The sequence below is a fragment of the Streptomyces sp. NPDC002044 genome (assembly GCF_040296725.1).
Classification (GTDB): Bacteria; Actinomycetota; Actinomycetes; order Streptomycetales; family Streptomycetaceae; genus Streptomyces; species Streptomyces antarcticus.
Genome location: NZ_JBEOXU010000032.1, coordinates 1 through 26,672 on the forward strand (window position 1 = coordinate 1; position 26,672 = coordinate 26,672).

The window sequence follows — 26,672 nt, forward strand, 5'->3', positions numbered from 1 at the left end:
ACCCGCCCCGCCCCGCACCGGCACCGGCCCGCCCGCGGCGGCCCGCCCTCGAGCACCCCGGGGCTGGCCACCGGGGCGGCGGCCGCGGCGGCCGCCGCGGCCGCCGCACCCATCCGTACGCCCACCCGGGTCCGGGTGGCCACGAGCTGGCCCTCCTGGGGATAGGCGTGCCAGGTCCGCCAGCGCACCTGCCCCTCGTACCGCTGCGCGAGCAGGGCCGTGAAGGCGTGCGGACTGCCCGGGAACGTACCCGCTAGCCCGTTCGGGTGGTCGGCGACCAGGGCGAGCAGCTCCTGCGCCCGTCCGGCGAAGGACCCCTGGGACAGGGTCTCGACCCGCGCGGCGAACTCGTACTCCCAGTCGCCCACCCGCTTGGCCACGCCGAGCGGCAGCGGCGTACTGCTGCCCGGCATGCAGGCGACCGTCTCCGAGCAGAGCACGTCGCCCTCCTCGAGGAGCACCTGATGGGAGGCCCCCAGCAGGCGCAACTCAACCTTTGCGCCATCCAGTTCGAGATTCAGTACGGCCAGGGCGGGCAGCCGGTCCCGACCCAGGGCCCAGGCGAGGTCGGCGGCACGCGTGTCGGTGTATGAGGTCTGGAGGGTCGTGAGCATGAGTCGGCTCCGCAAACGCGCGAGGGAGATGGGCCGGGGCCCGCCAGCGGTAGTCAACGGGTGGGGGGACACCGGCACGGGTCCACAGGAAGTCCAGGGAGGTCCGAGGACTGGTCTACTCAACCGAGGGAATCATGAAAGGCACGGCACTCACAGCGGTTTTACCCAACTTGAAGGGGTTTACATCCCCCCGGGGGCTCCACAGTTCACGTGTTCAACGAGTTGCGTCCCGCGCGTCGCCGTGCGGGGCGGGCGGGAGGGCGTCCGAGGAGTTCCGGACCCCCTCGGACGCCCGCTTTCACAGCCGCTTTCCCGCCCGCCTCAGCGCCCGCCTTCACGCCCGCGCGTGCGCGGTCCCCCGCCGCCCCCGCCTCAGCTGGAACCGCACCCCCCTCCGCCGCCACCGCAGGAGGACGACGACCCTCCGCAGGACGAGGAGGACCCGCACGAGGACGAACTGCTCGAACACGAGTGCGACGCACCGCTTCCGCCCGCCCACCAGCTGCTGCCGCTGCCGCCGCTCCCACCGCTGCCGGAGCCCCCTCCCGAGGCGGACGTCACGGCGCGCTTGACGGCCCAGATCGCCAGGATCACGGCGACGGCGACGACGATGACAAGAAGGATCATTCCGAAGACGAACATGATGCCCGCCCCTCTCTCACACCCCGGTCTTCCCGGGGGAACGGGATCCCCGCGTCCCGCGTGACAGGGGGATTCCCATCGGCCCCACGCCCCAAAGCGCACTTGAGCAAGTCCAGAGGTTGCCCGCAGGATGGCGCCCATGACCGCACCCGTGAGCAGCAACCGCCCCTTCCTGAACCGCCGCCTGGCGGCCTTCGGGACCACGATCTTCGCGGAGATGTCGGCGCTCGCCGCCCGCACCGGAGCCATCAACCTCGGCCAGGGCTTCCCCGACACCGACGGCCCCGCGCGGATCGCCGAGGCGGCCTCCCGCGCGGTCCTCACCGGCCTGGGCAACCAGTACCCGCCCGGCCCCGGCGTCCCGGAGCTGCGCGCCGCCGTCGCCGCCCACCAACAGCGCTTCTACGGCCTCGGCTACGACCCCGACAGCGAGGTGCTGGTCACGGCGGGCGCCACCGAGGCCATCGCCGCCACCCTCCTGGCCCTCCTCGAACCGGGCGACGAGGTCGTCGCCCTGGAGCCGTTCTACGACTCGTACGCCGCCTGCATCGCCATGGCCGGCGCGGTGCGTGTCCCCGTCACCCTGCGCCCCCACGCGGGAGCCTTCACACTGGACCTGGACGAGCTGCGCGCGGCGGTGACCCCGCGCACCCGCCTGATCCTCCTCAACACCCCGCACAACCCGACGGGCACGGTACTCACCCCCGCCGAGCTGACGGCGGTCGCCGAACTGGCGGTCGAGCGCGACCTCCTCGTCGTCACGGACGAGGTGTACGAGCACCTGGTCTTCGAGGGCGCCCACGTCCCCCTGGCCGGCCTGCCCGGCATGCGCGAGCGCACGGTCTCCATCTCCTCCGCCGGCAAGACGTTCTCGTTCACCGGCTGGAAGGTCGGCTGGGTCACGGCGCCGCCGGAGCTGGTGGCGGCGGTCCGCTCGGCGAAGCAGTTCCTCACGTACGTCGCGTCGGGCCCCTTCCAGTACGCCATCGCCGAGGCCCTCGCCCTCCCGGACGCCTACTACGACGGGCTCCGCACCGACCTGGCGGCCAAGCGCGACATCCTCGCCGACGGCCTGACGGCGGCCGGGTTCGAGGTCTTCCGCCCGCGCGGCACGTACTTCATCACCACCGACATCACCCCGCTCGGCGAGAAGGACGGCCTGGCCTTCTGCCGCGCCCTCCCCGAACGCTGTGGGGTCGTCGCCATCCCCAACCAGGTCTTCTACGACGACCAGGAGGCCGGCCGCACCCAGGTCCGCTGGGCCTTCTGCAAGAAGACCGAGGTGCTCCAGGAGGCGGCGCAGCGCCTGCGCCGCCTCTAGACCGTTCGGGCGGCCCGCCGCACGGGCGGTCGGCCGGAGGGCGGTTTCCGGAGGCGCTTGCGGGGTGGGCGAGGCCGGTGTGAAGCTGGCGGCTTTGAAGGAGCCCGAAGCTCTCATCATCGGATGAGCGTACGAACGACGAGCCGGAAAGTCGGGACACATGGCAACGGGCCGAGCCGCGGTGTCCGCGTCTCCGTTGGAGATGCGCGCGCTGCGCGCCGTCCGGGCCGCCGCCCCGGCGTCCGTGCTCGCGCTCGGCGTGTTCGCCGCCGTCCGCGGGGCCGGGGTGCTCGTGGTGGGCCTCGGCTCCTGGTGGGCCGGCCGCGACCCGCTCAAGGTGCTCGGCGCGTCCTGGGACTCCGGCTGGTACCTCGGGATAGCCGCCCGCGGCTACGGCCGCACCCTGATGTGGCCCGACGCCGTCACCGGCACCGGTGCCGTCCAGAGCGACACGGCCTTCTTCCCGCTCTACCCGGCGCTGATCCGGCTCGTGGCGGCCGTCCTGCCCGGCGGGCCCGCGCCCGCCGCGCTCCTCGTCGCCTGGGTCGCCGCCGCCGCGGCCGCCGTCGGGGTCTACCGGGTCGGGGAGCGGCTCCTCGGCGCCCGCGCCGGGCTGCTCCTCGTGGGGCTGTGGGCGGCCCTCCCGCACGCCGTGGTGCTGACCCTCGCCTACACCGAGGCCCTGCTCGCCGCGTTCGCCGCCTGGGCCCTGTACGCCCTCCTGCGCGACCGCTGGCTGTGGGCCGCCGGCCTCGCCGTCCTCGCCGGGCTGACCCGGCCCACCGGGCTCGCCGTCGCGGCCGCCGTGTGCGCCGCCGCGCTGTACGCGGTCGCCGTACGCGGGTCCCGCGCGCCCGCGGTGTGGGCGGCCGCACTGCTGGCGCCCGCGGGCTGGGCGGCGTACGTCCTCGCCGTCGGGGCCCGGACGGGAGACCTCCTCGGCGGCTACTTCGCCGTGCAGCGGCAGTGGGGCTCGCGCTTCGACTTCGGCGCCGGGGCGCTGCGCTCCGCCGAGCGGGTGCTGACCGGCGGGCACGTGACCCTCGCGACCACCGTGACCGTGGTGCTCCTGGCCGCGGCGGGCCTGCTCGCGGCGGGCCTGCTGCTGGACCGCACGCCGCTGCCGCTGCTCGCGTACACCGGGGTACTGCTGCTGATGGCCTTCGGCGGGGCCGGCTTCTTCGAGTCCAAGCCCCGCTTCCTGCTCCCGGCGTTCCCGCTGCTGCTGCCGGCGGCCGCCGCGATGGCGAGAGCCCGGCCGCGCACCTCGGTCGTGGTGACCGCGGGGCTGGCCGGGCTCTCGTACGGCTACGGGCTGTACCTGCTGCTCGTGGCGCGCGTACCGCTGTGACGGGCGACGGCTAGTTGCCGGCGTCGTCGTTCTTGTCCTCGTCGCCCTCGGCGGAGTCGACGTCCTTCTCCAGGCCGAGCTGCTCGACGAGCCACTTGTCGAACTCGATGGACGCGCGGACCCAGCTGACCGTGGAGGACACGAAGTGCTCCAGGTTCACGCCGGTGCCGATCAGCATCTGCGCCTCACCGATCAGACGGACCGAGCCGTCGTCGTGGGTGTGGCTGTAGACCTTCGGCCACAGGGTGCGGCGGTTCCAGTCGTCGATCGACTCGAGCAGCTGCGGCTTCTCGTCGATCTTGTGCGGGCGGTCGTAGAAGGTCCGCACGGAGAAGACCTGCTGCTCGTCCTCGCCGCGGAACATGAAGTACGTGCGGAACTCCTCCCACGGCGCCGCGAGGTCACCCTCGTCGTCGAGGACGTACTTGAGCTCCATCTGTTCCAGCAGCTGCTTGACCAGATCCTGGTCGGGGACGACGGGGCCCGCCGGTCCTGTGGCCTGCGGATCGGGCTGCTGCCCTCCGAAGTTCGGAATCGAGGCCGGGTCGATGCTCACCGTGATTTTCCCTTCGTGCGGATACCTGCATCCTCCCCCATCGCGCCCACCCCGTGTCCACCCCCGGGGGCCCGATCCGCTCCGGGCGGACAGGGGAACCCCAGGGGGCGGGAGCGGACGGACGTCAGAGGACCTTGCCGACCAGCAGGCCCTCGCCGGCCACGTCGACCCGTACGGTGTCGCCGTCGCGGACCTCGCCGGAGAGGATCTCCTTCGCGAGGCGGTCGCCGATCGCCGTCTGGATCAGGCGGCGCAGCGGCCGGGCTCCGTACGCCGGGTCGTTGCCCTTGTCGGCCAGCCAGGCCAGGGCCTCGGGCGTGACGTCGAGGGTGAGGCGCCGCTCGGCGAGCCGCTTGGCCAGGCGGCCGATCTGGAGCCGGGCGATGTGCGCCAGCTCGTCGCCGCTGAGCGCGGAGAAGACCACCAGGTCGTCCAGGCGGTTGAGGAACTCCGGCTTGAAGGAGCTCCTGACCACGGTCAGGACCTGCTGCTTCTTCTGCTCCACCGGGGTGGCCGGGTCCATCAGGAACTGGCTGCCGAGGTTGGAGGTCAGGATCAGGATGGTGTTGCGGAAGTCCACGGTCCGGCCCTGGCCGTCCGTGAGGCGTCCGTCGTCCAGGACCTGCAGCAGGACGTCGAAGACCTCCGGGTGGGCCTTCTCGACCTCGTCCAGCAGCACCACGCTGTACGGGCGGCGGCGGACGGCCTCGGTGAGCTGGCCGCCCTCCTCGTAGCCGACGTAGCCGGGCGGGGCGCCGACGAGGCGGGCCACGCTGTGCTTCTCGCCGTACTCCGACATGTCGATGCGGATCATGGCCCGCTCGTCGTCGAAGAGGAAGTCGGCGAGGGCCTTGGCCAGCTCCGTCTTGCCCACGCCGGTCGGGCCCAGGAAGAGGAACGAGCCGGTCGGGCGGTCCGGGTCGGCGATCCCGGCCCGGGTGCGGCGCACGGCGTCGGAGACGGCCCGTACGGCCTCGCCCTGGCCGATCAGGCGGCGGCCCAGCTCGTCCTCCATGCGGAGCAGCTTCTGCGTCTCGCCCTCCAGCAGGCGGCCGGCCGGGATGCCGGTCCAGGCGCCGACCACGTCGGCGATGTCGTCGGGCCCGACCTCGTCCTTGACCATGCTGTCCTTGGCGGCGCCGGTCTTGGACGCCTCGGCCTCCTCCTCGGTGGCCTCGGCGAGCTCGCGCTCCAGGCCGGGGATCTCCCCGTAGAGCAGTTTGGAGGCGGAGTCGAAGTCGCCGTCGCGCTGGGCTCGCTCGGCCTGACCGCGCAGGTCGTCCAGGCGCTCCTTCAGCTCGCCGACCCGGTTGAGGGACTGCTTCTCCTTCTCCCAGCGGGCGGTCAGGCCGCGCAGGTCCTCCTCCTTGTCCGCCAGGTCCTTGCGGAGCCGCTCCAGGCGCTCGCGGGAGGCCGGGTCGGACTCGTTCTTCAGCGCCAGCTCCTCCATCCGCAGGCGGTCCACGGAGCGCTGGAGCTCGTCGATCTCCAGCGGGGAGGAGTCGATCTCCATGCGCAGCCGGGACGCGGCCTCGTCGACGAGGTCGATGGCCTTGTCGGGCAGGAAACGGGAGGTGATGTACCGGTCGGACAGGGTGGCGGCCGCGACCAGGGCGCTGTCGGCGATGACGACCTTGTGGTGGGCCTCGTAGCGGCCCTTGAGCCCGCGCAGGATGGCGATCGTGTCCTCGACGGACGGCTCGGCGACCAGCACCTGCTGGAAGCGCCGCTCCAGCGCCGGGTCCTTCTCGATCCGCTCGCGGTACTCGTCGAGGGTGGTCGCGCCGACCATGCGCAGCTCGCCGCGGGCCAGCATGGGCTTGAGCATGTTGCCCGCGTCCATGGCGGAGTCCCCGCCGGCGCCCGCGCCGACGACGGTGTGCAGCTCGTCGATGAAGGTGATGATCTGGCCGTCGCTCGACTTGATCTCGGCGAGGACGGTCTTGAGCCGCTCCTCGAACTCGCCGCGGTACTTGGCGCCGGCGACCATCGCGCCGAGGTCGAGGGAGACGAGCCGCTTGTTCTTCAGCGACTCGGGGACGTCGCCCTTGACGATGCGCTGGGCCAGGCCCTCGACGACGGCGGTCTTGCCGACGCCGGGCTCGCCGATGAGCACCGGGTTGTTCTTCGTCCGGCGCGAGAGCACCTGGACGACGCGCCGGATCTCCTGGTCCCGGCCGATGACCGGGTCGAGCTTGCCCTCGCGGGCGGCCGCCGTGAAGTCGGTGCCGAACTTCTCCAGGGCCTTGTACTGGCCCTCGGGGTCGGGGCTGGTCACCCGCCGTCCTCCTCGTGCGTTCTCGAAGGCGGCCAGCAGCTTCTTCGCGCTCGCGCCCTGGCCGGAAAGTGCCTCACCGGCGGCGCCGCCCTTGGCGGCCGTACCGATGAGGAGGTGTTCGGTGGAGAGGTAGTCGTCGCCGAGCTTCCCGGCCTGGGCGTCGGCCTCGGCCAGTACGGCGAGCAGCTCGCGGGTGGGCTGCGGCGGCGCGACCGTGGAGCCGGTGACGCTGGGCAGGGCGGCGAGCAGCCGCTCGGCCGCGGCCCGTACGGCCGCCTGGTCGGCGTCCGTGGCCACGAGCAGGTCGACGACGTTCTCGTTGTCCTCGCCGGCGAGCAGGGCCAGCAGCAGGTGCGCGGGGGTCAGATAGGCATGGCCGTCCTTGACGGCCCGGCTGGTGGCCGCGTTCAGCGCGTCCCGGCTCTTGTTGGTCAGCTCGGCGTCCACTGCGCTTCTCCTCTCCCCCAAGGGGTAACCATGACAGAGTCGACTTATGCAAAGTTGAGTCTAGTCCACTCAAGGTGAAGAACGGTACTCCTGCGGGCACCCGTAGGCGCGTCCGGCCGTGGACGTACGCTTCGGGCCATGTCCCATGACGTACTCAACCCGACGCCCGAGTACCTCGCCTTCTGGCGGGAACGGCACGTCTGCACGCTGACCACGCACCGCCCCGACGGCTCCCCCCACGTGGTGCCGGTCGGCGTGACGTACGACCCGGAGGCCGGCCTGGCCCGGGTGATCAGCAACCGGCACAGCAGGAAGGTCCGCAACATCCTGATGGCCGCCGCCGCGGAGCCGGGCGGGGCGAGGGTCGCGGTCTGCCAGATGGAAGGGCGCCGCTGGGCCACCCTGGAGGGGCGCGCGGTGGTCCGTACGGACGAGGCGTCGGTCGCCGACGCGGTGGCGCGCTACGCGGTGCGCTACGGGCGGACCCCCTCGCCCAACCCCGACCGCGTGGTCGTGGAGATCACCCTGCAACGGGCCATGGGCCGGGCCTGAGGGCGCACGGCGCCACCAGGGGCGGAACCGGGCCGCACCACTTTCAACTTGTCCGGTCGATCACTGGACGCGGACATCACAACGGCGCCATCGTGGTCAGGTCCACGATGGCGCCGCTGTGTGGGGGTAGCGCCTGAGCGATCTGCAACGACGGGGGAATCGCTTCAGGCACTGCGGGGGGTGGCGGTGGTGATGTCGGGTTCGAAGAGCTGGTGATCGCGCTGATCAAGATTGACGAAGACCATTCCGTAGCGCACTTCGCAGCGGACGGGCTGCGGTGCGCCCCTGGGACGGCGCAGGCACCGGTAGGCACGTACGTCCTCGTCCTCCTCGCGCACGACGACGATCGGCTGACCGAACAGGGTGACCATCAGCGAGTCCCCGGAGTACGGGATCGCGGTGGCAAGGTCGATGAACTGCCAGCCGGAACGGTAGGCAGAGGCCATTTCGCGGCGGAAACCGCGGTCGTCGGGGGTCATGCGTCCGACGACTTCCCACCCACACCCCAGCCGCTGTCGGACCGCGCGCCGGCCGGCGCGCTGCCCCAGCCGCTGTCGTCCTTGGGCGACGACGGTCCCCAGCCGCTGTCGGCCCGGACACTTCCCCAGCCGCTGTCGCTCTTGCCGGGTGTTCCCCAGCCGCTGTCATCACTGGTGACACCGGCCCCCCAGCCGCTGTCGGCGGGAGCGCTGCCCCAGCCGCTGTCCGCGAGCGAGATTCCACCGACAGCAGCAGCCGTAGAGAGAGCAATGGCAGCCACCGAGCGAAGCAATTTCTTGTACATGGTCGACGTTGTCCTCACTTGATGGATTCCTCTCCCCCGCATCTCAGACGATGACTGATCGAGCCACGCCATTGCCACCGTGGCGATGCATCATGTTCCTGTACATGCAGGACCCTGGGGGTGGGAGATTTGCCGATTATGCGCATGAACCAGACACATCCCCATGCGGTGACGGACCTGTGCGACCTGGGGGCAGAGCTGTACGCAAGTGCCCTCAGCTCCGGCCGAATCGCCCGCGAGGAGGTCGATCAGGTGCCCTGCCTGCTGGAATTCGCGCTGCTGCACCCTGATCCCGACGACGACAACTGGCTCCGCCCGGTTCCACCGTCGGTCGCACTGGCCCAACGGCTCCACCCGCTGGAACGGGAGATCCTGCACCGCAGGCGCTCCTCGATCGAGCTCGCCGAAGCGTTTGAGCCATTCATGGCCATCAGCGCGCTGACTCCCGCGCCCACGCACGCGATCACGGTGCTGGAGGGATTCAACAGGATCAACGCGGCGCTCAACGTCGCCACCGCCGAGTGCCAGGCGGAGATGCTCACCATCCAGCCGGGCGGCGGGCGTTCGGAGAACATACTCAACCAGGCGATCGAGCGCGACCAGCCGCTCATCCGGCGGGGCGTCAGCATGCGCACCCTGTACCAGCACACCGTCCGGCACAGCCGGGGCACCATGGCCTACGTCGACCGGATGGCCAGTGGCAAGGTCGAAATCCGGACACTCGAGGAACTGGTCGAGCGGCTGATCATCTGCGACGAATCGGTCGCTTTCATACCGGCCAGCGACGACCAGCAGATCGCCCTGGAACTGCGCCACCCGGCACTCGTGCGCTACCTGGTCCGCGTCTTCGAGCAGCTGTGGCGCCGCGCCACCCCCCTCAACGAGCAGATCCCGTACGACCCGACGCCCTCCGGGATCTCCGGCGTGCAGCGCTCCATCGCCCAGCTCCTCGTCGAGGGACACGTGGACGAGGCCATCGCCCGCCGCCTCGGCATGAACGTCCGCACCTGCCGCGCGCACATCGCCAAGCTGGCCACCGCCCTGGGCAGCGGCAGCCGCGCCCAGCTGGGCTACCTGATCGCCCAGTCGGGCATCCTCGGCCGCGTCTCGGGCCCGGCCGGCCGGCCGCCGCTGTAGGGGCCGACGCTGTAGGGGCCGCCGCTGTAGGGGCCGACGCTGTAGGGCCGATGCGCCGCGCGTACGCGAAGGCCCCGCCCGGAGCGTTCCCGGGCGGGGCCTTCGGCGTACGGCGAACGTCAGTCCAGCGGACGCTTCGGCGTCGGGCGCCACACCACCAGGGCGCTGCCCGGCTGCGGGGCCTGGTACGGGACCAGGTCGCGCCGGTACGAGGCGTGCACCTGGGCCTCGCGCGCCTGGAGCGCGGCGGCCGCGCCGTCCACCGCGGAGGCGAGCTCGGCCACGCGCTGCTGGAGCGCGGTGACCTGGTTCTCCAGCTCGATGATCCGCTTGATGCCCGCCAGGTTGATGCCCTCGTCCTGGGACAGCGCCTGCACCGTGCGGAGCAGTTCGATGTCCCGGGCCGAATAGCGCCGGCCGCGGCCCGCCGTGCGGTCCGGGCAGACCAGGCCGAGCCGGTCGTACTGCCGCAGGGTCTGCGGATGCAGACCCGAGAGCTGGGCGGCCACCGAGATCACGTAGACCGGGGTCTCGTCGGTCAGTTGATAGGGATTCCTCCGGCGGCCGTCCATGTCATGCTCCCTTCGCGGACTCGAACAGCGCGGAGCGCGGGTCCTCCGCCCCGGTCGCCTCGCGGTACTTCTCCAACGCCTCGCGCGCCTCGTCCGACAGCTCCGCGGGGACGGCCACCTCGACCGTCACCAGCAGGTCACCGCGGGTGCCGTCCTTGCGGACCGCGCCCTTGCCGCGGGCCCGCATGGTGCGGCCGCCCGGCGTGCCCGGCGGCAGCTTCAGCGTCACCGAGGGGCCGTTCAAGGTCGGGACCTTGATGTCGGCGCCCAGGGCGGCCTCGGCGAAGGTCACCGGGACGGTCACCGTCAGGTTGTCGTCCTTGCGACCGAACACCGGGTGCGCGTCGACGTGCACGACGACGTAGAGGTCGCCGCCGGGACCGCCGCGCTCGCCCGGCGCGCCCTTGCCCCGCAGCCGGATCCGCTGGCCGTCGGAGACGCCCGCCGGGATCCGGACCTGCATGGTGCGGGAGCTGCGGGCGCGCCCGCTGCCCTTGCAGATGTCGCAGGGGTGCTCCGCGATCAGGCCGCGGCCCTTGCAGTCCGCGCACGGGTCGGTCAGGGAGAAGCCGCCGCCGCTGCCCCGCGAGACCTGGCCGGTGCCGACACAGGTCGGGCACACCCGGGGGGTGCCGTTCTTGTCGCCGGTGCCCGAACAGGCCCTGCAGGGCGCCTGCGAGGACATCCGGAGCGGGACCGTGGCCCCGTCCACCGCCTCCGTGAAGGAGAGGGTGACCTCCGACTCGACGTCCTGGCCCCGGCGCGGCTGGGTACGGGTGCCCGTACCGGCGCCGGCGCCGGCTCCGCCGCGGTTGAACAGGCCGCCGAAGACGTCGCCCAGACCGCCGCCGAAGCCGCCGCCCGGGCCGCCCTGCTGCGGCTGCTGGCCGCCGAAGAGGTCGCCGAGGTCGAAGTTGAACGAGCCGCCGCCCCCGCCCGGACCGGGACGACCGCCACGATCGAAGAGGGCGCCGTTGCCGAACAGGGAGCGGGCCTCGTCGTACTCCTTGCGCTTCTTGGGGTCACCGAGGATGTCGTTCGCCTCGGAGATCTCCTTGAAGCGCTCCTCGGCCGAGGCGTCGCCCTTGTTGGCGTCCGGGTGGAACTCGCGGGCGAGCTTCCGGTACGCCTTCTTGATCTCGGCCTCGGTGGCGTCCTTCGGGACACCGAGGACCTTGTAGTAGTCCTTCTCGACGAAGTCCTTCGTGTTCATCCCCGGTGTCCCTCCTCTCGTGCCTCTACGTGTGGTGCATCAGCCCTTGTCGGGGGCATCCGCGTCCTTGTCCGACGGTGCTTCGCCCTCCGCGTCGGCGGAGTCGGAGCCCGCGGACTTGGGGGCCGCGCCCGGCTGGGGCTCGGCCACCGCGACCCGTGCGGGGCGGATCGTACGCTCGCCGATCCGGTAGCCCGGCTGCAGGACCGCCACGCAGGTCGTCTCGGTGACGTCCGGCGCGTACGAGTGCATGAGGGCCTCGTGGATCGTCGGGTCGAAGGGCTCGCCCTCCTTGCCGAACTGCTGGAGGCCCATCTTGGCGGCGACCGTCTCAAGCGATTCGGCCACCGACTTGAAACCGCCGACCAGCTCGCCATGCTCCCGCGCCCGGCCGACGTCGTCCAGGGTCGGGAGCAGTTCGGTCAGGAGGGACGCGACCGCGACCTCCTTGACGGTGATCCGGTCCCGGTCCACCCGGCGCCGGTAGTTCTGGTACTCCGCCTGAAGCCGCTGGAGGTCCGCGGTGCGCTCGGAGAGCGCCGTACGGGCCTGGTCCAGCTGCGCCAGCAGCGCCGTCTCCTGGCCGGCGGCCTGCGCGTCGTCCCCGGCCGGGGCCGCCGCCTCCTCCTTGGCGGAGTCGGCGGCCTTCGGCTCGTCGGGCGTGCCGTCGGCGGGGACTTCGGGCTTCTCGTCGAATCCCGGGGTCTCCTCCGACATCAGGCAGCGCCACCCTTCGGCTTCTCGTCGTCGACGATCTCGGCGTCGACCACGTCGTCGTCGGCCTTGGCCTGGCCCGCGTCACCGGCGGCGCCGGCCGCGCCCTGGGCGCCCTGCGCGTCGGCGTAGATCGCCTGGCCCAGCTTCTGGCTGACCGCGGCGAGCTTCTCCGTCGCGGTGCGGATCGCGGTGGTGTCCTCGCCCTTGAGGGTCTCCTTGAGCTCGGAGACGGCCGTCTCGACCTCGGTCCGGACGTCGGCCGGGACCTTGTCCTCGTTGTCCTTGACGAACTTCTCCGTCTGGTAGACGAGCTGCTCGCCCTGGTTGCGGGACTCGGCGGCCTCCTTGCGGCGCAGGTCCTCGTCCGCGTACTGCTCCGCCTCCTGGCGCATGCGGTCGACCTCGTCCTTGCCGAGCGAAGAGCCGCCGGTGACGGTCATCTTCTGCTCCTTGCCCGTGCCGAGGTCCTTGGCCGTGACGTGCATGATGCCGTTCGCGTCGATGTCGAAGGAGACCTCGATCTGCGGGACGCCACGCGGGGCCGGCGGCAGGCCGGTCAGCTCGAACATGCCGAGCTTCTTGTTGTACGCCGCGATCTCGCGCTCGCCCTGGTAGACCTGGATCTGCACGGACGGCTGGTTGTCCTCGGCCGTCGTGAAGATCTCGGACCGCTTGGTCGGGATCGTGGTGTTGCGCTCGATGAGCTTGGTCATGATGCCGCCCTTGGTTTCGATACCGAGGGACAGCGGGGTCACGTCGAGGAGCAGGACGTCCTTGACCTCACCCTTGAGCACGCCCGCCTGGAGGGTCGCGCCGATGGCGACGACCTCGTCCGGGTTGACGCCCTTGTTGGCGTCCTGACCGCCGGTGAGCTCCTTGACGAGCTCGGCGACGGCCGGCATGCGGGTGGAGCCGCCGACCAGGACCACGTGGTCGATCTCGGACAGCTGGATGCCGGCGTCCTTGATGACGTTGTGGAACGGGGTCTTGCAGCGGTCCAGGAGGTCCGAGGTGAGCTGCTGGAACTGGGCGCGCGTGAGCTTCTCGTCCAGGTGCAGCGGGCCCTCGGCGGAGGCCGTGATGTAGGGCAGGTTGATCGAGGTCTCCGTGGAGGAGGACAGCTCGATCTTCGCCTTCTCGGCGGCCTCGCGCAGGCGCTGGAGCGCCATCTTGTCCTTGCCCAGGTCGACGCCGTGGCCGTTCTGGAACTGCTTCACGAGGTAGTCGACGACGCGCTGGTCCCAGTCGTCGCCACCGAGGTGGTTGTCGCCGTTCGTCGCCTTCACCTCGACGACGCCGTCGCCGATCTCGAGGAGCGAGACGTCGAAGGTGCCGCCACCGAGGTCGAAGACCAGAATGGTCTGGTCGTCCTTGTCGAGACCGTAGGCCAGGGCGGCGGCCGTCGGCTCGTTGACGATGCGCAGGACGTTCAGGCCCGCGATCTCGCCGGCTTCCTTCGTCGCCTGACGCTCGGAGTCGTTGAAGTAGGCCGGGACGGTGATGACCGCGTCCGTGACCTTCTCACCCAGGTACGCCTCGGCGTCCCGCTTGAGCTTCTGCAGGATGAAGGCGCTCATCTGCTGCGGGTTGAAGTCCTTGCCATCCAGGTTGATCTTCCAGTCAGTGCCCATGTGGCGCTTGACGGAGCGGATGGTCCGGTCCACGTTCGTGACCGCCTGGCGCTTCGCGACCTCGCCGACGAGCACCTCGCCGTTCTTCGCGAAGGCGACGACGGACGGCGTGGTCCTGGCGCCCTCGGCGTTGGTGATGACGGTGGGCTCGCCGCCTTCCAGAACGCTGACGACGGAGTTAGTGGTGCCCAGGTCGATGCCGACCGCACGTGCCATTTCGATTCCTCCAGCTGACTTGAGTGGAACAGACTCAACCATGCATGATCGTCGCGCGTGCGTCAACAGAGCTGAGTCGAGCCGACTCAACCTTTAAGCCATCCTTACGCGCAACTACCGACCCCGGCCCGGCCCGCCGAAGCGTGCGGCGGCGGGGCCGGGGACCGGCTCCCGGCGGGCTCGCCGCGCGATCCACGGGACACCCCGCAGACGCCCCGGGGACGCCCGCGGGATGCCGCCGGGGGCGCGGTTCCACCCGAACGGCTCAGCGCTGGCACCCGTCCGGCCCCCGCCCGCCGCGCGGCGTGCCGGGCGCGCCGTCGCCGTGCGGGACCGTTTCGGCATGCCTCTGACGCTCGCCGCCCTCCCCCTCCCGCGGCCGGTCCGGCCGCCGGCGAAACGGGTGCTCGACCTCATCGGGGCCGCGATCCTGCTGGCCCTGTGCGCGGCGCCGCTCGCCCTGGCCGCCGCCGCGCTCGCGACCGCGCACGGCCGGCGGATCCTCGTACGGGAGCCCGCGGCGGGGCTCGCCGGGCGCCCGTTCCTGGCGTACCGGCTGCGCACGGACGGCGCGGGCCGGGCCGGGGCGGCGGTCGAACGGTGCGCCCTCGACGGGCTCCCGCAGCTCCTCAACGTGTTCCGCGGCGAGATGTCCCTGGTCGGCCCGCGCCCCGAGCCGCGTACGGACCGGCCCGACCGGCTGCTCGTTCGCCCCGGAATGACCGGATTGTGGCAGGTGAGCGCGCGCTCTGACCTGCCCTGGGAGGAGATGGCCCTGCTCGACCGGCACTATGTGGAGAGCCATTGGCTGGGGATGGATCTCGCGATCCTCGCTCAGACCCCTCGCGCGGCCTACCGGCACAGGTATGCCTGAGCGACACAGATCACCGCACGCTCGCCTACATTGCGGCGCGGAGAATGGGTAACCTCAAGCCTTGACTCAATAAGTTACCGCTTAGTAAGTCCCCGCCCGAGGAGCCCTTCCATGCAACTCGCCGCGATCATCGTGTCGCTGGTCCTGACCGTGGTCGGCGTCGCGCTGCTCGCACGAGCCGTGGCGCAGATCTACCGGTTCGTGAAGCTCGGCCAGCCCGTACCCGCGGGCAGCCGTACGGACGACCCGAAGGCTCGAACGCTCACCCTGGCCCGGGAGTTCCTCGGCCACAGCCGGATGAACCGCTGGGGCATCGTCGGCTTCGCGCACTGGTTCGTCGCGATCGGCTTCCTGACCCTGCCGCCGACGCTGGCGCAGGCGTACGGCCAGCTCTTCCAGGCCGACTGGACGCTGCCGGTCATCGGCGGCTTCCTGCCGTTCGAGATGTACATCGAGTTCATCGGCCTGATGACGGTCGTGGGCATCGTCGTCCTGATCGCGATCCGGCTGCTGAACCTGCCGTCGCGGGCCGGCCGCAAGTCCCGCTTCACCGGCTCGAAGGCCTGGCAGGCGTACTTCGTCGAGTACATCATCCTGACGATCGGCCTGGCGATCCTGGCCCTGCGCGGCCTCGAGGGCGCGATCCACCACGTGGACTCGTACGACCCGGCGTACTTCGTGTCGTACCCGCTGGTGCTGGCCTTCAAGGGACTCTCGCTCGGCACCCTGCAGAACGCCATCTACTTCACCGCGATGATCAAGATCGGCACGTCGCTGGTCTGGATGATCGTCGTCTCGCTCAACACCAACATGGGTGTCGCCTGGCACCGCTTCCTCGGCTTCCCGAACATCTGGTTCAAGCGGAACGCCGACGGCGCGGTCGCACTCGGCGAGCTGAAGCCGATGACGAGCGGCGGCAAGGAGATCGACTTCGAGGACCCGGGCGAGGACGACGTCTTCGGCGTCTCCCAGGTCGAGCAGTTCTCCTGGAAGGGCATCCTCGACTTCTCCACCTGCACCGAGTGCGGCCGCTGCCAGTCGCAGTGCCCCGCCTGGAACACCGGCAAGCCGCTGTCCCCGAAGCTCCTGATCATGTCGCTGCGCGACCACGCGCACGCCAAGGCCCCGTACCTGCTCGCGGGCGGCGGCAAGGACATGGAGGGCAACGAGAAGGCCACGGCGGAGCAGCTGAAGGACGTCCCCGCGGCCGCCCTCGCCGAGGCCGAGCGCCCGCTGATCGGGACGGCCGAGGAGAACGGCGTCATCGACCCGGACGTCCTGTGGTCCTGCACGACCTGCGGCGCGTGCGTGGAGCAGTGCCCGGTCGACATCGAGCACATCGACCACATCGTCGACATGCGGCGCTACCAGGTGATGATCGAGAGCGCGTTCCCGTCGGAGGCGGGCACGATGCTCAAGAACCTGGAGAAGAAGGGCAACCCCTGGGGCCTGGCCAAGAAGCAGCGCGTCGAGTGGACGAAGGAGGTCGACTTCGAGGTCCCGATCATCGGGAAGGACGCGGAGGACCTCTCGGAGTTCGACTACCTGTACTGGGTCGGCTGCGCGGGCGCGCTGGAGGACCGGGCCAAGAAGACGACGAAGGCCTTCGCGGAGCTGCTGAACATCGCGGGCGTCAAGTTCGCGATCATGGGCGGCGACGAGAAGTGCACGGGTGACTCACCGCGCCGCCTGGGCAACGAGCCGCTGTTCCAGCAGCTCGGCCAGGAGAACGTGGCCATGCTGAACATGGCCTTCGGCGAGGACGACGAGGACCCGTCGACGAAGAAGCCGAAGTCGGCGAAGCGCATCGTCTCGACCTGCCCGCACTGCTTCAACACCATCGCGAACGAGTACCCGCAGCTGGGCGGCGAGTACGAGGTCATCCACCACACGCAGCTGCTCCAGCACCTGATCGACGAGGGCCGGCTGACGCCGGTGACGCCGGTCGAGGGCCTCATCACGTACCACGACCCGTGCTACCTGGGCCGGCACAACAAGATCTACACGCCGCCGCGCGAGATCATGTCGGCCGTGCCGGGCCTGCGCCAGCAGGAGATGCACCGCCACAAGGAGCGGGGCTTCTGCTGCGGCGCCGGTGGCGCGCGGATGTGGATGGAGGAGCGGATCGGCAAGCGCATCAACAACGAGCGCGTCGACGAGGCCCTGTCCCTCAACCCGGACATCGTCTCGACCGCGTGCCCGTTCTGCCTGGTGATGCTGACGGACTCGGTCAACGGCAAGAAGAACGACGGCCAGGCCAAGGAGTCCGTGCAGGTCGTGGACGTGGCGCAGCTGCTGCTGGAGTCGGTGAGGACCCCGGAGCCGGTGGCGGAGCCGGAGCCCGAGCCGCTGGTCGAGCCCGAGCCGGTGGTGGCCCCCGCCGCGAAGGCGGAGGCGCCTGCGGCTACGGCTACGGCTACGACGGCTGCCGTCACGGCCGCGCCGAAGGCGGAGCCGGCCGCGGTGGCCAAGCCGAAGGCGGAGCCCACCCCGGCTCCTGCCGAGGCCGAGCCGAAGGCAGAGCCGAAGGCAGAGCCGAAGGCAGAAGCGGCACCGGTCGCCGAGGCCGAGCCGAAGCCGGAGCCCGAGGCCGAGGCGAAGCCGGAGCCCGAGGCCGAGCCGAAGCCGGAGCCCGAGGCCGAGGCGAAGCCGGAGCCCCAGGCCAAGGAATCCGAGCCCGAGGCCGAGCCCGAGGCCGCGGAGCCCGAGGCCAAGGAGCCCGAGGCGGAAGGCAAGCCCCAGACGGCGGAGAGCGGCAAGTAACCGCCCCCAGCCGACCACCGCGACGGCCGGTCCCCCACCCGGGGGCCGGCCGTCGCGCGTTCCGCGGTAGAGCCATTTCACTCCACACCGGACATCACGCGGGGGTGGGGAGAACCCCCCGGGGTTCCCCTAGGGGATGTCACAGGTCAGCCGCAAAGGCCGCGTGTTCCGGCCGCCCGGCCACCGGGACCCGCGGGACCAGGTACGTTCGATCACGTGGCTGGATTCAGGATCGGACGCGGCCGGGACAACAACCGCACCCCGCAACAACCCCCGCAGCAGCAGCCGTACGGTCAGCAGCAACCGCCGCCGCCGTACGGCCAGCAGCCCTACCCCCCGCAACAGCAGTGGCCCTCGCAGGCCCCGGGAGACCAAGGCGAGCCCGAGTACTTCGACCCGTACGGTCAGCACCCGCAGGGGCGGCCCCCGTACGGTCACGGAGCCCCCGGCTCACCCGGCGCCCCCGCGCCCGGGCCGGCGTACGGGAACGACAACCCGGGGCACACCCGGGCGTTCTCCATCGGCGAGGACCCGTACGGCCAGGGCGCGACCTACCAGGCCGGCTCGGCCGCGGCGGCGCCGTCCGGCCCGCGGCTGCCGTGGAAGGAACTGCTCCGCGGCATCGTGACCCGCCCCGGGCAGACCTTCCTCCAGATGCGCGACTTCGCCGTCTGGGGCCCGGCGCTGACCGTGACCTTCCTCTACGGGATGCTCGCGGTGTTCGGCTTCGACAACGCCCGTGAGGACGCCATCAAGGCGCCCCTCGGCTCGGCCATCCCGATCGTCCTCAGCACCGGCGCGGCCTTCGTGATCTGCGGGCTGATCCTGGGCGCGGTGACGCACACCCTGGCCCGCCAGATGGGCGGCGACGGCTCCTGGCAGCCCACCGTGGGCCTGTCGATGCTGGTGATGTCCATCACGGACGCGCCGCGCCTGCTGTTCGCCGTGTTCCTCGGCGGCGACAACATGGTCGTGCAGGTCCTCGGCTGGGCCACCTGGGTCGCGGCCGGCGCCCTGTTCACGTCGCTGATCAGCAAGTCCCACGACCTGCCGTGGCCGAAGGCCCTGGGCGCGTCGGCGATCCAGCTCATCGCACTGCTGTCGATCATCAAGCTCGGCACGCTGTAACGGCCGACCGGGGCGACCACCCCGCCGAACACGACGAGGGGCCCGCCGCGCAGTCACCTGCGCGGCGGGCCCTTCGTCCGTACGAAACCGTTGCCGGTCCGGATCAGGCGTCGAGGATCTGGCCCTCGCGCTTGACGACGGGCGGCTCGACCGACCAGGGGAAGTTGATCCACTCGTCGGTCTTCTTCCACACGTACTCGCACTTCACGAGGGAGTGGGACTTCTCATAGACGACCGCGGACCGCACCTCGGCGACGTGCCCCAGGCAGAAGTCGTGCACCAGCTTGAGCGTCTTGCCGGTGTCGGCGACATCGTCGGCGATCAGGACCTTCTTGTCCGTGAAGTCGATCGCCTCGGGCACGGGCGCCAGCATGACCGGCATCTCCAGCGTGGTCCCGACGCCGGTGTAGAACTCCACGTTCACGAGGTGGATGTTCTTGCAGTCGAGCGCGTACGCCAGCCCGCCGGCGACGAACACCCCGCCGCGCGCGATGCTCAGGATGATGTCGGGCTCGTAGCCGTCGTCGGCGATGGTCTGCGCCAGCTCGCGGACGGCGCGCCCGAACCCCTCGTAGTTGAGGTTCTCGCGTACTTCGCTCATGCCTCGTGCCTCACCTGGGTGCGGTGGAAGTTCTGGAAGGAGCGCGAGGCGGTCGGCCCGCGCTGCCCCTGGTACCGGGACCCGTACCGGTCGCTGCCGTACGGGAACTCCGCGGACGAGCTGAGCTGGAACAGGCACAGCTGCCCGATCTTCATCCCCGGCCAGAGCTTGATCGGCAGGGTGGCGAGGTTCGACAGCTCCAGGGTCACGTGCCCCGAGAAGCCCGGGTCGATGAACCCGGCGGTCGAGTGCGTCACCAGCCCGAGGCGGCCCAGGCTGGACTTGCCCTCCAGGCGGGAGGCGATGTCGTCGGGCAGCGAGATGACCTCGTACGTGGAGGCCAGCACGAACTCGCCCGGGTGCAGGATGAACGCCTCGTCGCCCTCGGGCTCGACCAGCCGTGTCAGGTCGGACTGCTCGACGGCGGGGTCGATGTGGGCGTACCGGTGGTTCTCGAAGACCCGGAAGAACCGGTCGAGCCGTACATCGATGCTGGAGGGCTGCACCATCGACGCGTCGAACGGGTCGATGCGGACCCGTCCGCTGTCGATCTCGGCCCGGATGTCTTTGTCAGAGAGAAGCACGTCCCGAGGATACGCAGAGCGCGCGGGCCACCCCCAATCGGAGCGACGCCCGCGCGCCCGGCCGTACGTCCCCTACGCCTACCGCTTGGCGACGCCGCCACCCACGGGCACCGACTGCCTCAGCCGCGCACAGCGCGGACACCGCAGCAGCCGCCCCGGCCCGATCCGGCCGGCACCGAGGTGCTGCAGCGGAAACGAGGCGGTACTGAAAACGTGCCCTTCGGCACAACGGACAACGGTGTGCTCCATCGAGTCCCTTTCCCCAACGAGCCGTGCTGCGCACTGCGACGAATCGCCACATTAAGGGATGTTCGCGACCCACTCCAGCCGCCGCTCCGCCCTCACACGGTACGCCCCAACTCCCGCCCCCACACGCCCCCGTGTACGCCACACACGACAGCGACCCCGGGGCAAATTCACCGGGGGTCGACGATGGGGTAGAGTGACGAATGAGACGGATCCAGGCAACTGGACCGCTGTGCGGATGTAGTTTAATGGTAGAACATGAGCTTCCCAAGCTTATAGCGCGGGTTCGATTCCCGTCATCCGCTCTTCTACGAAGCCCCAGGTCAGCGACCTGGGGCTTCGTCGTTGTCTAGCCCGGATCAGGAGTCCCACACCACTTGCGCACCACTTGACCCTGCGCGGCCTGCGGTCGGCGGCGGAGTCAGAGGTGTTCTGGCAGGTGCCGGGACCAGTCGTTCCATCCGATTCGACCTGGAGGCCGGGCCCTGCGTCATTCGCGCGGCCCGTGTCGAACCCGATCCGCAAACAGGGCTCACGCTGGCCGGGTTGCGCCCTCTCCTCGGATGATGCGCCTTCTGATGGGCCTCAGGCCAGGGTGGCCTAGAAGGGGAGGCCGACCAGGCCCCATCGCCGGGCGGCGGCCTCCCTGACCACGTCGCCCCATTCGCGCAACAGCGCTGCGGCGGCGTCGAAGCCGGCGGGCCGGCCCGCCCAGCCGGCGGCCTCGGCTTCGAAGGGCCCGCGCAGTTCCTCGAGCCGGGGCGCGGCCACCTGCCAGGAGCGGACCAGCTGCGACACCTCGTCGGGGGCGCTGAGCAGGAGCACCCGGGGGCGCCACGGAGCGGGGTCGTCGGGGAAGCCGCGCGCGGCGGGCCGTTCCTCCTCCTCGGCGGCCGTGGGGTCCATCCCCGTGAGGTCGTCCGGGTCGTCCCAGAACAGACCGCACAGGAAGTGGTCCAGGGCGTCGCGCAGTTCGGGCGCCACCGAGGTCCGGACGTCCTCCCAGGCATTGCCCAATCGGGGATGCCAGCCGTAGGAACCGGTGGTTCCGTGGAACCGGTACTCGGCGCACCAGGACACCTGCCGCTGCCACACCAAGCCGCCCGTCACGGCGTAGTCGGCGTCTTCGCACGCCTCGCAGCAGAAGTCGGGGCAGGTGGCATCGCCCAGTACGGTCACCCTGTCCTCCGCCGGTATCCGCGCCAGGTGCTCCCAGTCGACCATGAGAACGGTGATGTCGAGTCCCATCGGGACAGGCTAGTACCGTCGGGTCCTGGCCTCCCTCATGCCGGCCAGGCGCGTCCCCGTCCGGCCACGCGTCGTCAAACCCGGCATCTGACATCACAACGCCAAAGGCGCCGTCGACAGGACCAGTCACAAGACCGGCATCAGCATCGACCACGCGGCATCGGAGGTCTGCACGCCGGTCGCCGATCTCTGCAAACACGCAGCTCAAAGGCGTGATCACGCTCCACGGAGCGGGAATCCCCAAGCTTATGGCGCGGGTTCGATTACCGTCATCCGCTCTTTGAAGCAGGCCCAGGTCAGCGACCTGGGCCTGCTTCGTTGTCTCCCCACCGGCGTCCTTCGTCCGTACTGAACCGGCGTTGTTCCGGCGGGCCGGAGGCCGGCTCGGGGAGCGGCCGGTGCACGGCCGCCCCTAGCTCGCGAGGGCCTTGAACAGGCCGCGGATCTCGTCCGCGTCCGCGATCACCGGCAGGGTGTCGAAGGAGAGCTCCCACTCGCCCTTCGGACCAATGCGCTCGACGATCCCGAAGGGGATGTCAGTGCCCTTGGAGTCGGTGCCGTTGGAGGCGGTCATCGTGCCATGCCACTCGATGTAGGTGGTGGTGCGGCCGAAGGCGACCTGGCCCGCCTTGAACTCGACGTCGGCGTTCTCGAACAGCCGCAGCAGGTAGGCGGTCTTGCCCTTCTGGGTGGTCAGCGACCGGTCCAGGCCAGGTCCGGCCAGCTTGGCGTTGCCGGTACGGGCGGCCAGCGCGGCAGCGTCCCCGCTGTTCCAGGCGGCGAGACGGGCGGGGATTTCCTGGGCGTGGAACCGGCCGGGGGCCGCTCCGCGCGGGCCGGGGCCGGCCGGGTCGGCGATGCCGGCGAAGAGGGGGCGGGGCCGCTGAGACTCGGGCAAGACCCGGAACAGCTCGTAGCGGTCGTAGTAGCGGCGGGCCTGGATGGTCTTGCCGTCATCGCCGAGGACGTTGCGGGCGATCTGCGGGTAGCTGACCTTGTGGCCCTTGAGGGTGACCGTGTTCTGCTGGCCGAACATCATCACGGCGCCGTCGGCGACCACGTTCGTGCCGCGGTAGCGGAGGTCCGGCACAAGGCGGAGCGAGTTGCTGATCGAGGCGCCGATCACTTCGTGGCCGCGCTGGGGCTTGCCGCCGGCCTCCCAGAGGCTGGCCTCCTCGTCGAAGATGTCCAGGTAGGTCTGGAGGCTGGGGGCCTCGCCGAAGACGATCTGCCGCTTCATGAAGGCGCAGGCGTTCGGGGTGATCCGCCCTTCGAGCCGGTCTACCTTCTCGCGGACCTCGGCGCACTCGCCGCCCTCGGCGGTGGCGGTGGCCGGCGTGGCACCGATGGTGAGGCCTGCGAGGAGAGTGGCCGCCGCGAACACTCCGGTGCGCGTGTACCGCCGCATGTTCATGTCGTTCCCCGTTCGTGATCGCTTGATCGCTTCGATGGATCAAGATTCTTCGAGGGCGCCAGAGAAAACGATTACCTCAGGGGTAATGACGGGCAGTTGACCCTGCGGATGACGACCGACCACGGATGACAGGCACGGGCACGGACCAGATTCCGGTGGCTGCGTCCAGGCCGAGCCGAGCCGAGCCGAGCGGAGCGGAGGCGGCGGCGTACGCCTGCGCCAAGGCGACGTCGACGGAGTCATGGCCACCTGGCGCGATTCCCTCGACTGCGCGGACGGCATCCGCTCCGTCAAGGTCCAGGCCGCGCTCCAGGACGCGCGCGTCCGCCTGCGGCGGTACAACGGAGCCCCCGAGGCCCAAGACCTCCGGGAGCGAGCGGCTCGCGTGGCGGGCGAACGGTGGCGCTATTGCCACTCGTCGCACGCCGCCCTCACACTTGCTGTTCGCTGGAGAGGCGTCAGCCTGACTGGGCGGGGGACAGGGTGGAGACGCGGTGCGATAAAGGCTTACCGGCTCGGTCGGCACAGAGCACGGCCCGAGGGCGTACCTTGACTGGGCTGGGTTGGATAGTCGGCCCTATCGGCATGACCATGATGTTCAGTGGCGGCGGTTTGTGGAAGTCACTCATCTACAAACCGGATGAAGGCATAGCGCACCTCTCCCTCTGGCTGCGCCTGTTGATCATACTGTCCGTCTGTGTGGCTGGGGCTGCACTCTTCTATGGCAGCTTTCGCCTCATCATCCGAGGAAGACGCCACCGGTCCGGAACCGTCGGCTCCTTCGGGAATCTCTCTGGGGAGCCGTATGTCCTCTACTTACGCCCCTTCGGTCTCGACGCACTGATGGCCTCACCCGTGCCCGAAGCCCCAGGTGCCTTCACCCGCTCTCCATTCGAGATACCCGGGCTGACACAAGAGGACTTCCTCGTCAGGCAGTTCAAGGGCCTCGGCCGCGTGATCGCAGTCGGCCAACCAGGCGAGCGGCTCCCTCAGCTCGGAGCGAAGCGGGGGTACCTTCCCATCGACAACTGGCAGGACACCGTCAGCGAGATGATCCAGGGTGCCCACGTGGTGATGATGACTGCGGCTCCGGGACCGGGAACGGTCTGGGAGTTCACAGAAGCCCTACGGACGATCCCTCCCGCCCGATTGGTTCTCCTGGTCTATGGCGACCCGGCCGACTATGCCGCTTTCGGCAAGGCTGTCACACAGGGGTACGTCCTGCGGTCGGCGCAGGAGGACACCGGGGTGTGGCCGCAGTTGCCTGAGCTCCCGGCCTTCCCGCCGCCGCTGCCCCGGGCCAAAGGTCAGCGCTGGGAGCTGGGGTTGAAAGGCATCGTCTCTTTCGATGAGAACTGGAATGCAACCTTCAACCGATTCGATCCGGTAGTGCCGAGGATTCGCATGGTCTGGACGTTGCGCCGACTGGTCAGGCGTGAACTGGAACCGGTCCTGGGCAGGCTGTCCCTGGGCCCAGTGACCAGAGCATCTCCCCTCCAGCGAGACAACGCCTGACGCAGAACACCTCGGGCCACTTGCGCGCGGCGGCCGTACGGCCGCCGCCCGGCAGGGAGGTTCCTGTTCCGCTTCGAAGAGTCTCCGTTCCGATGACTGTTGTCAGTACCGACCCTTACGATGCGCGCACGTACATCCATTCGGAGTAAGGAACGCCGGTGGCCAAGCGAGTGTTCGTCCGTTTAGATTTTGACTACGACAAGGCCCTCAAGGACCTCCTGATCGGGCAGGCCAAGAACCCCGACTCACCCTTCGAAATCCATGACTGGTCTGTCAAGGTGGCCTCGCCGGACTGGAAGGCCAAGGCTCGCGCCAGGATCAGGGCGTCGGACATCGTCGTCGTCATCTGCGGTGAGCACACGGACAAGGCCGTCGGTGTGGCCAGCGAACTCGGCACCGCCCAGGGGGAGAAGATCGACTACTTCCTCCTGAACGGGTACAGCGGCAAGACCGGCAAGAAGACGACCACGGCGAAGGCCAGCGACAAGATCTACGAGTGGACCTGGGAGAACCTCAAGACCCTGGTCGGAGGCGGGCGGTGACGAATCCCCCTGAACCGATCGAGCGGGCAGAGGTCCTCGAGCTCTACAAACTCGCCGTCGAGATGGCCGACCGCGTCTCCGCTCGCCGGGGAACCGCCAATGCCTTCTTCCTGTCGGTGCAGACCACGTTCGTGGCATTGGTCGGCTTCGGCTTTCCGGAGCTCGCCAAGTCTCCCTGGTGGGCGCCGGTGGCGGTGGCTCTCGCCGGCGTCACTCTGTCGGCTACCTGGTGGCTGCAGTTACGCAGCTACCGGGACCTCAACACCGCGAAGTTCAAGGGCATCAACAAGATCGAAGAACGCCTCCCGGTCAAAATCTTCGCTGACGAGTGGGAGGAGCTGAAGACGGATCCGATCACCGGCTGGCGCAAGCGCTACGCCGAGCTCGGGGACTCCGAACGCGTCGTTCCTCTGGTGTTCGTGGCAGCGCATGTGCTTCTGCTTGTGGGCACACTGACCGTGTGACCTACCTCGATCCGCTCGCCCACCTGATCCGGTCCTGTCTCCCCCCGGAAGCTGAGCCTCCTGAGGACTCCGCCGACCTGTTCCGCATGTACGCCGTACTGCTGAAAGCCAAGGGGGAGCAGGTAGCCGACGAAGATGTCCATGATGCCTGGTCTGCCTGGATGCAGTCAGTGGACAGCTCCCACGAGGCACTGGTTCCCTTCCAGGACCTGACGCCAGAGACTCGCGCCTTCGATGCCCCGTATGCGGAAGCCATCCGCAGAGCGGCCCGCCAGATGCGCGGTAGGTAGACCGCGCGCCGGTCTGACACAGCGGACACCTCCCTGAGGCCAGCGCACTTCAACGGAAGGGCTGGATGCGGTCAGACACCCCGGCTGTTCCTCCAGCTCCCAAGAGGGTGCGAAGGGCGCGACCACAACCGGCCCTCATCGCGTCCGCCAAGCCGTCGGCCGAGCCGGTGAAGTCGGGGGAGGACCCGGCCAAGGCACGGATCCTTGCCGCCTTCCGGGAACTTGATTCCGTCACGTCCAATGCCTTCGAGACCGGTGAGTTCGACAACGCCGAACTGCCGCAGTACGCGCGGGACAAGGCTGTCGGCGGCGTCACCGTGACCCTCACCTGGTACAAGCAAGCGAGGGCTAGAGGCGGCGACCGGGGAGCCGGCGTGAAGGCCACAACGGCGACGGCGTCGTCAGTCCGGCTTCGCCCGTGATCTCCGCCGGAGCTAGTCGCCGGTCGTGCCGTCGAGCATCTCGCGCAGGATGTCCAGGTGGCCGTTGTGGCGGGCTGTCTCCTCGGTGAGGTGAAGGAGGATCCAGCGCAGGTCGACATGGAGGCCGTCGCGGACGGCTCCCTTGGCCTGGGTGTCCAGGCTGTTCCCGGCGACCAGTTCGCGGTATCGGGCGCTCTGTTCGGCGTATGCGTCGAGCAACTGCGTGAGCGGGAAGTCGACGGCGATGCGCATCTCGCGGTCGGGGTCCTCCTCGGTCCAGGGGCCTTGGTCTTCCTCGCCGAGGAAGACCACCTGGAACCAGTAGTACTCGACCCAGCGGAGATGGTTGATCAGTCCGCTCATGGTCATCAGCGGTGAGCCCGGCAGGAGCGCCTTGCGGGCGTTCGCCACCGAGACGCCATCGCACTTGGCGCGGGCGGTGTCACGTGCGTAGTCGAGAAACGTGGTGAGCTGGGTGCGCTCGTCCCACGCGGGCGGCGTGTCGTCGATTCTTGTCATCGCGCGAAGCGTCCCCGATCGCCGCGCCCGA

The 26,672-nt window shown here is 70.0% G+C and carries 25 protein-coding genes and 1 tRNA gene; 13 read left to right on the forward strand and 13 right to left on the reverse strand.

From position 1 onward, the window contains the following. Nucleotides 1-614: DUF2617 family protein (locus tag ABT106_RS11275; RefSeq protein WP_351275349.1), on the reverse strand; the 614-nt coding region annotated here is incomplete at its 3' end. Nucleotides 615-1,386: 772 nt separating this feature from the next. On the opposite strand from ABT106_RS11275, the gene ABT106_RS11280 reads away from it, so the two are divergent. Together ABT106_RS11280 and ABT106_RS11285 are read left to right on the forward strand one after the other, a co-directional pair. Continuing rightward, nucleotides 1,387-2,577, forward strand: coding sequence for a pyridoxal phosphate-dependent aminotransferase (locus ABT106_RS11280; RefSeq protein WP_351275351.1), 1,191 nt, complete (start codon nucleotides 1,387-1,389; stop codon nucleotides 2,575-2,577). Between the two features lie 160 nt (nucleotides 2,578-2,737). After that, nucleotides 2,738-3,928 carry a glycosyltransferase family 39 protein gene (locus tag ABT106_RS11285; RefSeq protein WP_351275353.1) on the forward strand — a complete coding sequence of 397 codons (1,191 nt, stop codon included), beginning with the start codon at nucleotides 2,738-2,740 and terminating at the stop codon, nucleotides 3,926-3,928. A 10-nt stretch (nucleotides 3,929-3,938) separates the two neighbouring features. Here the strand turns inward: ABT106_RS11285 and ABT106_RS11290 are convergent, their stop codons facing one another. Both ABT106_RS11290 and clpB read right to left on the reverse strand, forming a co-directional pair. Then, nucleotides 3,939-4,484, reverse strand: coding sequence for a type III secretion system chaperone family protein (locus ABT106_RS11290; protein ID WP_351275355.1), 546 nt, complete (start codon nucleotides 4,482-4,484; stop codon nucleotides 3,939-3,941). 124 nt (nucleotides 4,485-4,608) lie between these two features. Further along, nucleotides 4,609-7,209, reverse strand: a complete 2,601-nt coding sequence (gene clpB / locus ABT106_RS11295; protein ID WP_351275357.1) for an ATP-dependent chaperone ClpB — start codon at nucleotides 7,207-7,209, stop codon at nucleotides 4,609-4,611. A gap of 138 nt (nucleotides 7,210-7,347) precedes the next feature. Here clpB and ABT106_RS11300 point away from each other — a divergent pair, with 138 nt between their 5' ends. Beyond that, on the forward strand, nucleotides 7,348-7,761 hold the full coding sequence (locus ABT106_RS11300; RefSeq protein WP_351275359.1) for a pyridoxamine 5'-phosphate oxidase family protein: 414 nt from the start codon (nucleotides 7,348-7,350) through the stop codon (nucleotides 7,759-7,761). A 164-nt stretch (nucleotides 7,762-7,925) separates the two neighbouring features. On the opposite strand, the gene ABT106_RS11305 is transcribed toward ABT106_RS11300, so the two are convergent. Further along, the gene (locus tag ABT106_RS11305; protein ID WP_351275361.1) at nucleotides 7,926-8,240 is read right to left on the reverse strand and encodes a (2Fe-2S)-binding protein; all 315 of its coding nucleotides are present in this window, start codon (nucleotides 8,238-8,240) and stop codon (nucleotides 7,926-7,928) included. A 449-nt stretch (nucleotides 8,241-8,689) separates the two neighbouring features. Between ABT106_RS11305 and ABT106_RS11310 the strand changes: the two genes are divergently transcribed. Beyond that, complete coding sequence (locus ABT106_RS11310) at nucleotides 8,690-9,682, forward strand: helix-turn-helix transcriptional regulator (RefSeq protein WP_267721086.1); 993 nt, start codon at nucleotides 8,690-8,692, stop codon at nucleotides 9,680-9,682. A 119-nt stretch (nucleotides 9,683-9,801) separates the two neighbouring features. On the opposite strand, the gene ABT106_RS11315 is transcribed toward ABT106_RS11310, so the two are convergent. Genes ABT106_RS11315 through dnaK form a run of 4 tightly spaced genes read right to left on the reverse strand, consistent with a single transcriptional unit; the run spans nucleotide 9,802 to nucleotide 14,031 of the window. Beyond that, on the reverse strand, nucleotides 9,802-10,254 hold the full coding sequence (locus ABT106_RS11315) for a heat shock protein transcriptional repressor HspR (protein WP_351275363.1): 453 nt from the start codon (nucleotides 10,252-10,254) through the stop codon (nucleotides 9,802-9,804). A 1-nt stretch (nucleotide 10,255) separates the two neighbouring features. Next, nucleotides 10,256-11,467: a molecular chaperone DnaJ gene (dnaJ, locus tag ABT106_RS11320; protein WP_351275365.1), complete on the reverse strand. Its 1,212-nt coding sequence runs from the start codon at nucleotides 11,465-11,467 to the stop codon at nucleotides 10,256-10,258. 39 nt (nucleotides 11,468-11,506) lie between these two features. Next, a complete protein-coding gene (grpE, locus tag ABT106_RS11325; protein WP_351275367.1) occupies nucleotides 11,507-12,184 on the reverse strand; it encodes a nucleotide exchange factor GrpE in 678 nt (225 codons plus the stop codon). Further along, entirely contained in the window at nucleotides 12,184-14,031 is a 1,848-nt protein-coding gene (gene dnaK / locus ABT106_RS11330; RefSeq protein WP_267721082.1) for a molecular chaperone DnaK, read from the reverse strand. The genes grpE and dnaK overlap by 1 nt, the downstream gene beginning before the upstream one ends. A 343-nt stretch (nucleotides 14,032-14,374) precedes the next feature. Here dnaK and ABT106_RS11335 point away from each other — a divergent pair, with 343 nt between their 5' ends. The 3 genes from ABT106_RS11335 to ABT106_RS11345 all read left to right on the forward strand — a co-directional run bounded on the left by ABT106_RS11335 (nucleotide 14,375) and on the right by ABT106_RS11345 (nucleotide 18,796). Next, complete coding sequence (locus ABT106_RS11335) at nucleotides 14,375-14,905, forward strand: sugar transferase (protein WP_351275369.1); 531 nt, start codon at nucleotides 14,375-14,377, stop codon at nucleotides 14,903-14,905. A 111-nt stretch (nucleotides 14,906-15,016) separates the two neighbouring features. After that, a complete protein-coding gene (locus tag ABT106_RS11340; protein ID WP_351275371.1) occupies nucleotides 15,017-17,668 on the forward strand; it encodes a heterodisulfide reductase-related iron-sulfur binding cluster in 2,652 nt (883 codons plus the stop codon). A gap of 216 nt (nucleotides 17,669-17,884) precedes the next feature. Then, entirely contained in the window at nucleotides 17,885-18,796 is a 912-nt protein-coding gene (locus ABT106_RS11345) for a YIP1 family protein (protein WP_351275373.1), read from the forward strand. Between the two features lie 103 nt (nucleotides 18,797-18,899). On the opposite strand, the gene ABT106_RS11350 is transcribed toward ABT106_RS11345, so the two are convergent. Further along, complete coding sequence (locus tag ABT106_RS11350; RefSeq protein WP_351275375.1) at nucleotides 18,900-19,397, reverse strand: phosphoribosyltransferase; 498 nt, start codon at nucleotides 19,395-19,397, stop codon at nucleotides 18,900-18,902. After that, on the reverse strand, nucleotides 19,394-19,981 hold the full coding sequence (gene dcd, locus ABT106_RS11355) for a dCTP deaminase (protein ID WP_351275377.1): 588 nt from the start codon (nucleotides 19,979-19,981) through the stop codon (nucleotides 19,394-19,396). The genes ABT106_RS11350 and dcd overlap by 4 nt, the downstream gene beginning before the upstream one ends. Before the next feature lie 480 nt (nucleotides 19,982-20,461). Between dcd and ABT106_RS11360 the strand changes: the two genes are divergently transcribed. Further along, nucleotides 20,462-20,532 (forward strand) — tRNA-Gly (locus ABT106_RS11360). A gap of 295 nt (nucleotides 20,533-20,827) precedes the next feature. Here ABT106_RS11360 and ABT106_RS11365 read toward each other — a convergent pair. Both ABT106_RS11365 and ABT106_RS11370 read right to left on the reverse strand, forming a co-directional pair. Beyond that, a complete protein-coding gene (locus ABT106_RS11365; RefSeq protein ID WP_351275379.1) occupies nucleotides 20,828-21,475 on the reverse strand; it encodes a hypothetical protein in 648 nt (215 codons plus the stop codon). Nucleotides 21,476-21,887: 412 nt separating this feature from the next. Continuing rightward, the gene (locus tag ABT106_RS11370) at nucleotides 21,888-22,889 is read right to left on the reverse strand and encodes a hypothetical protein (RefSeq protein WP_351275381.1); all 1,002 of its coding nucleotides are present in this window, start codon (nucleotides 22,887-22,889) and stop codon (nucleotides 21,888-21,890) included. Between the two features lie 585 nt (nucleotides 22,890-23,474). Here ABT106_RS11370 and ABT106_RS11375 point away from each other — a divergent pair. From ABT106_RS11375 to ABT106_RS11395, 5 genes are all read left to right on the forward strand, one after another. After that, complete coding sequence (locus ABT106_RS11375; RefSeq protein WP_351275383.1) at nucleotides 23,475-24,404, forward strand: hypothetical protein; 930 nt, start codon at nucleotides 23,475-23,477, stop codon at nucleotides 24,402-24,404. Nucleotides 24,405-24,562: 158 nt separating this feature from the next. Then, the gene (locus ABT106_RS11380) at nucleotides 24,563-24,946 is read left to right on the forward strand and encodes a hypothetical protein (RefSeq protein WP_351275385.1); all 384 of its coding nucleotides are present in this window, start codon (nucleotides 24,563-24,565) and stop codon (nucleotides 24,944-24,946) included. Then, nucleotides 24,943-25,410 (forward strand): RipA family octameric membrane protein, encoded by a 468-nt coding sequence (locus ABT106_RS11385; protein WP_351275387.1) that lies wholly within the window; start codon nucleotides 24,943-24,945, stop codon nucleotides 25,408-25,410. The genes ABT106_RS11380 and ABT106_RS11385 overlap by 4 nt, the downstream gene beginning before the upstream one ends. Then, nucleotides 25,407-25,700, forward strand: a complete 294-nt coding sequence (locus ABT106_RS11390; protein WP_351275389.1) for a DUF7701 domain-containing protein — start codon at nucleotides 25,407-25,409, stop codon at nucleotides 25,698-25,700. Before ABT106_RS11385 ends, ABT106_RS11390 begins: the two co-directional genes overlap by 4 nt. A 167-nt stretch (nucleotides 25,701-25,867) precedes the next feature. Beyond that, entirely contained in the window at nucleotides 25,868-26,122 is a 255-nt protein-coding gene (locus ABT106_RS11395; protein ID WP_351275391.1) for a hypothetical protein, read from the forward strand. Between the two features lie 12 nt (nucleotides 26,123-26,134). On the opposite strand, the gene ABT106_RS11400 is transcribed toward ABT106_RS11395, so the two are convergent. After that, complete coding sequence (locus ABT106_RS11400; protein ID WP_351275393.1) at nucleotides 26,135-26,641, reverse strand: DinB family protein; 507 nt, start codon at nucleotides 26,639-26,641, stop codon at nucleotides 26,135-26,137. Nucleotides 26,642-26,672: the final 31 nt, after the last annotated feature.

Bases quoted from the DNA above. Each gene is read 5' to 3' on its own strand.
- ABT106_RS11280 (WP_351275351.1), top strand. From the start codon at position 1,387: ATGGCGCCCATGACCGCACCCGTGAGCAGCAACCGCCCCTTCCTGAAC.
- ABT106_RS11285 (WP_351275353.1), top strand. From the start codon at position 2,738: ATGGCAACGGGCCGAGCCGCGGTGTCCGCGTCTCCGTTGGAGATGCGC.
- ABT106_RS11300 (WP_351275359.1), top strand. From the start codon at position 7,348: ATGTCCCATGACGTACTCAACCCGACGCCCGAGTACCTCGCCTTCTGG.
- ABT106_RS11305 (WP_351275361.1), bottom strand. From the start codon at position 8,240: ATGACCCCCGACGACCGCGGTTTCCGCCGCGAAATGGCCTCTGCCTAC.
- ABT106_RS11310 (WP_267721086.1), top strand. From the start codon at position 8,690: ATGAACCAGACACATCCCCATGCGGTGACGGACCTGTGCGACCTGGGG.
- ABT106_RS11315 (WP_351275363.1), bottom strand. From the start codon at position 10,254: ATGGACGGCCGCCGGAGGAATCCCTATCAACTGACCGACGAGACCCCG.
- dnaJ (WP_351275365.1), bottom strand. From the start codon at position 11,467: ATGAACACGAAGGACTTCGTCGAGAAGGACTACTACAAGGTCCTCGGT.
- grpE (WP_351275367.1), bottom strand. From the start codon at position 12,184: ATGTCGGAGGAGACCCCGGGATTCGACGAGAAGCCCGAAGTCCCCGCC.
- dnaK (WP_267721082.1), bottom strand. From the start codon at position 14,031: ATGGCACGTGCGGTCGGCATCGACCTGGGCACCACTAACTCCGTCGTC.
- ABT106_RS11335 (WP_351275369.1), top strand. From the start codon at position 14,375: ATGCCTCTGACGCTCGCCGCCCTCCCCCTCCCGCGGCCGGTCCGGCCG.
- ABT106_RS11340 (WP_351275371.1), top strand. From the start codon at position 15,017: ATGCAACTCGCCGCGATCATCGTGTCGCTGGTCCTGACCGTGGTCGGC.
- ABT106_RS11350 (WP_351275375.1), bottom strand. From the start codon at position 19,397: ATGAGCGAAGTACGCGAGAACCTCAACTACGAGGGGTTCGGGCGCGCC.
- ABT106_RS11365 (WP_351275379.1), bottom strand. From the start codon at position 21,475: ATGGGACTCGACATCACCGTTCTCATGGTCGACTGGGAGCACCTGGCG.
- ABT106_RS11370 (WP_351275381.1), bottom strand. From the start codon at position 22,889: ATGAACATGCGGCGGTACACGCGCACCGGAGTGTTCGCGGCGGCCACT.
- ABT106_RS11375 (WP_351275383.1), top strand. From the start codon at position 23,475: ATGACCATGATGTTCAGTGGCGGCGGTTTGTGGAAGTCACTCATCTAC.
- ABT106_RS11400 (WP_351275393.1), bottom strand. From the start codon at position 26,641: ATGACAAGAATCGACGACACGCCGCCCGCGTGGGACGAGCGCACCCAG.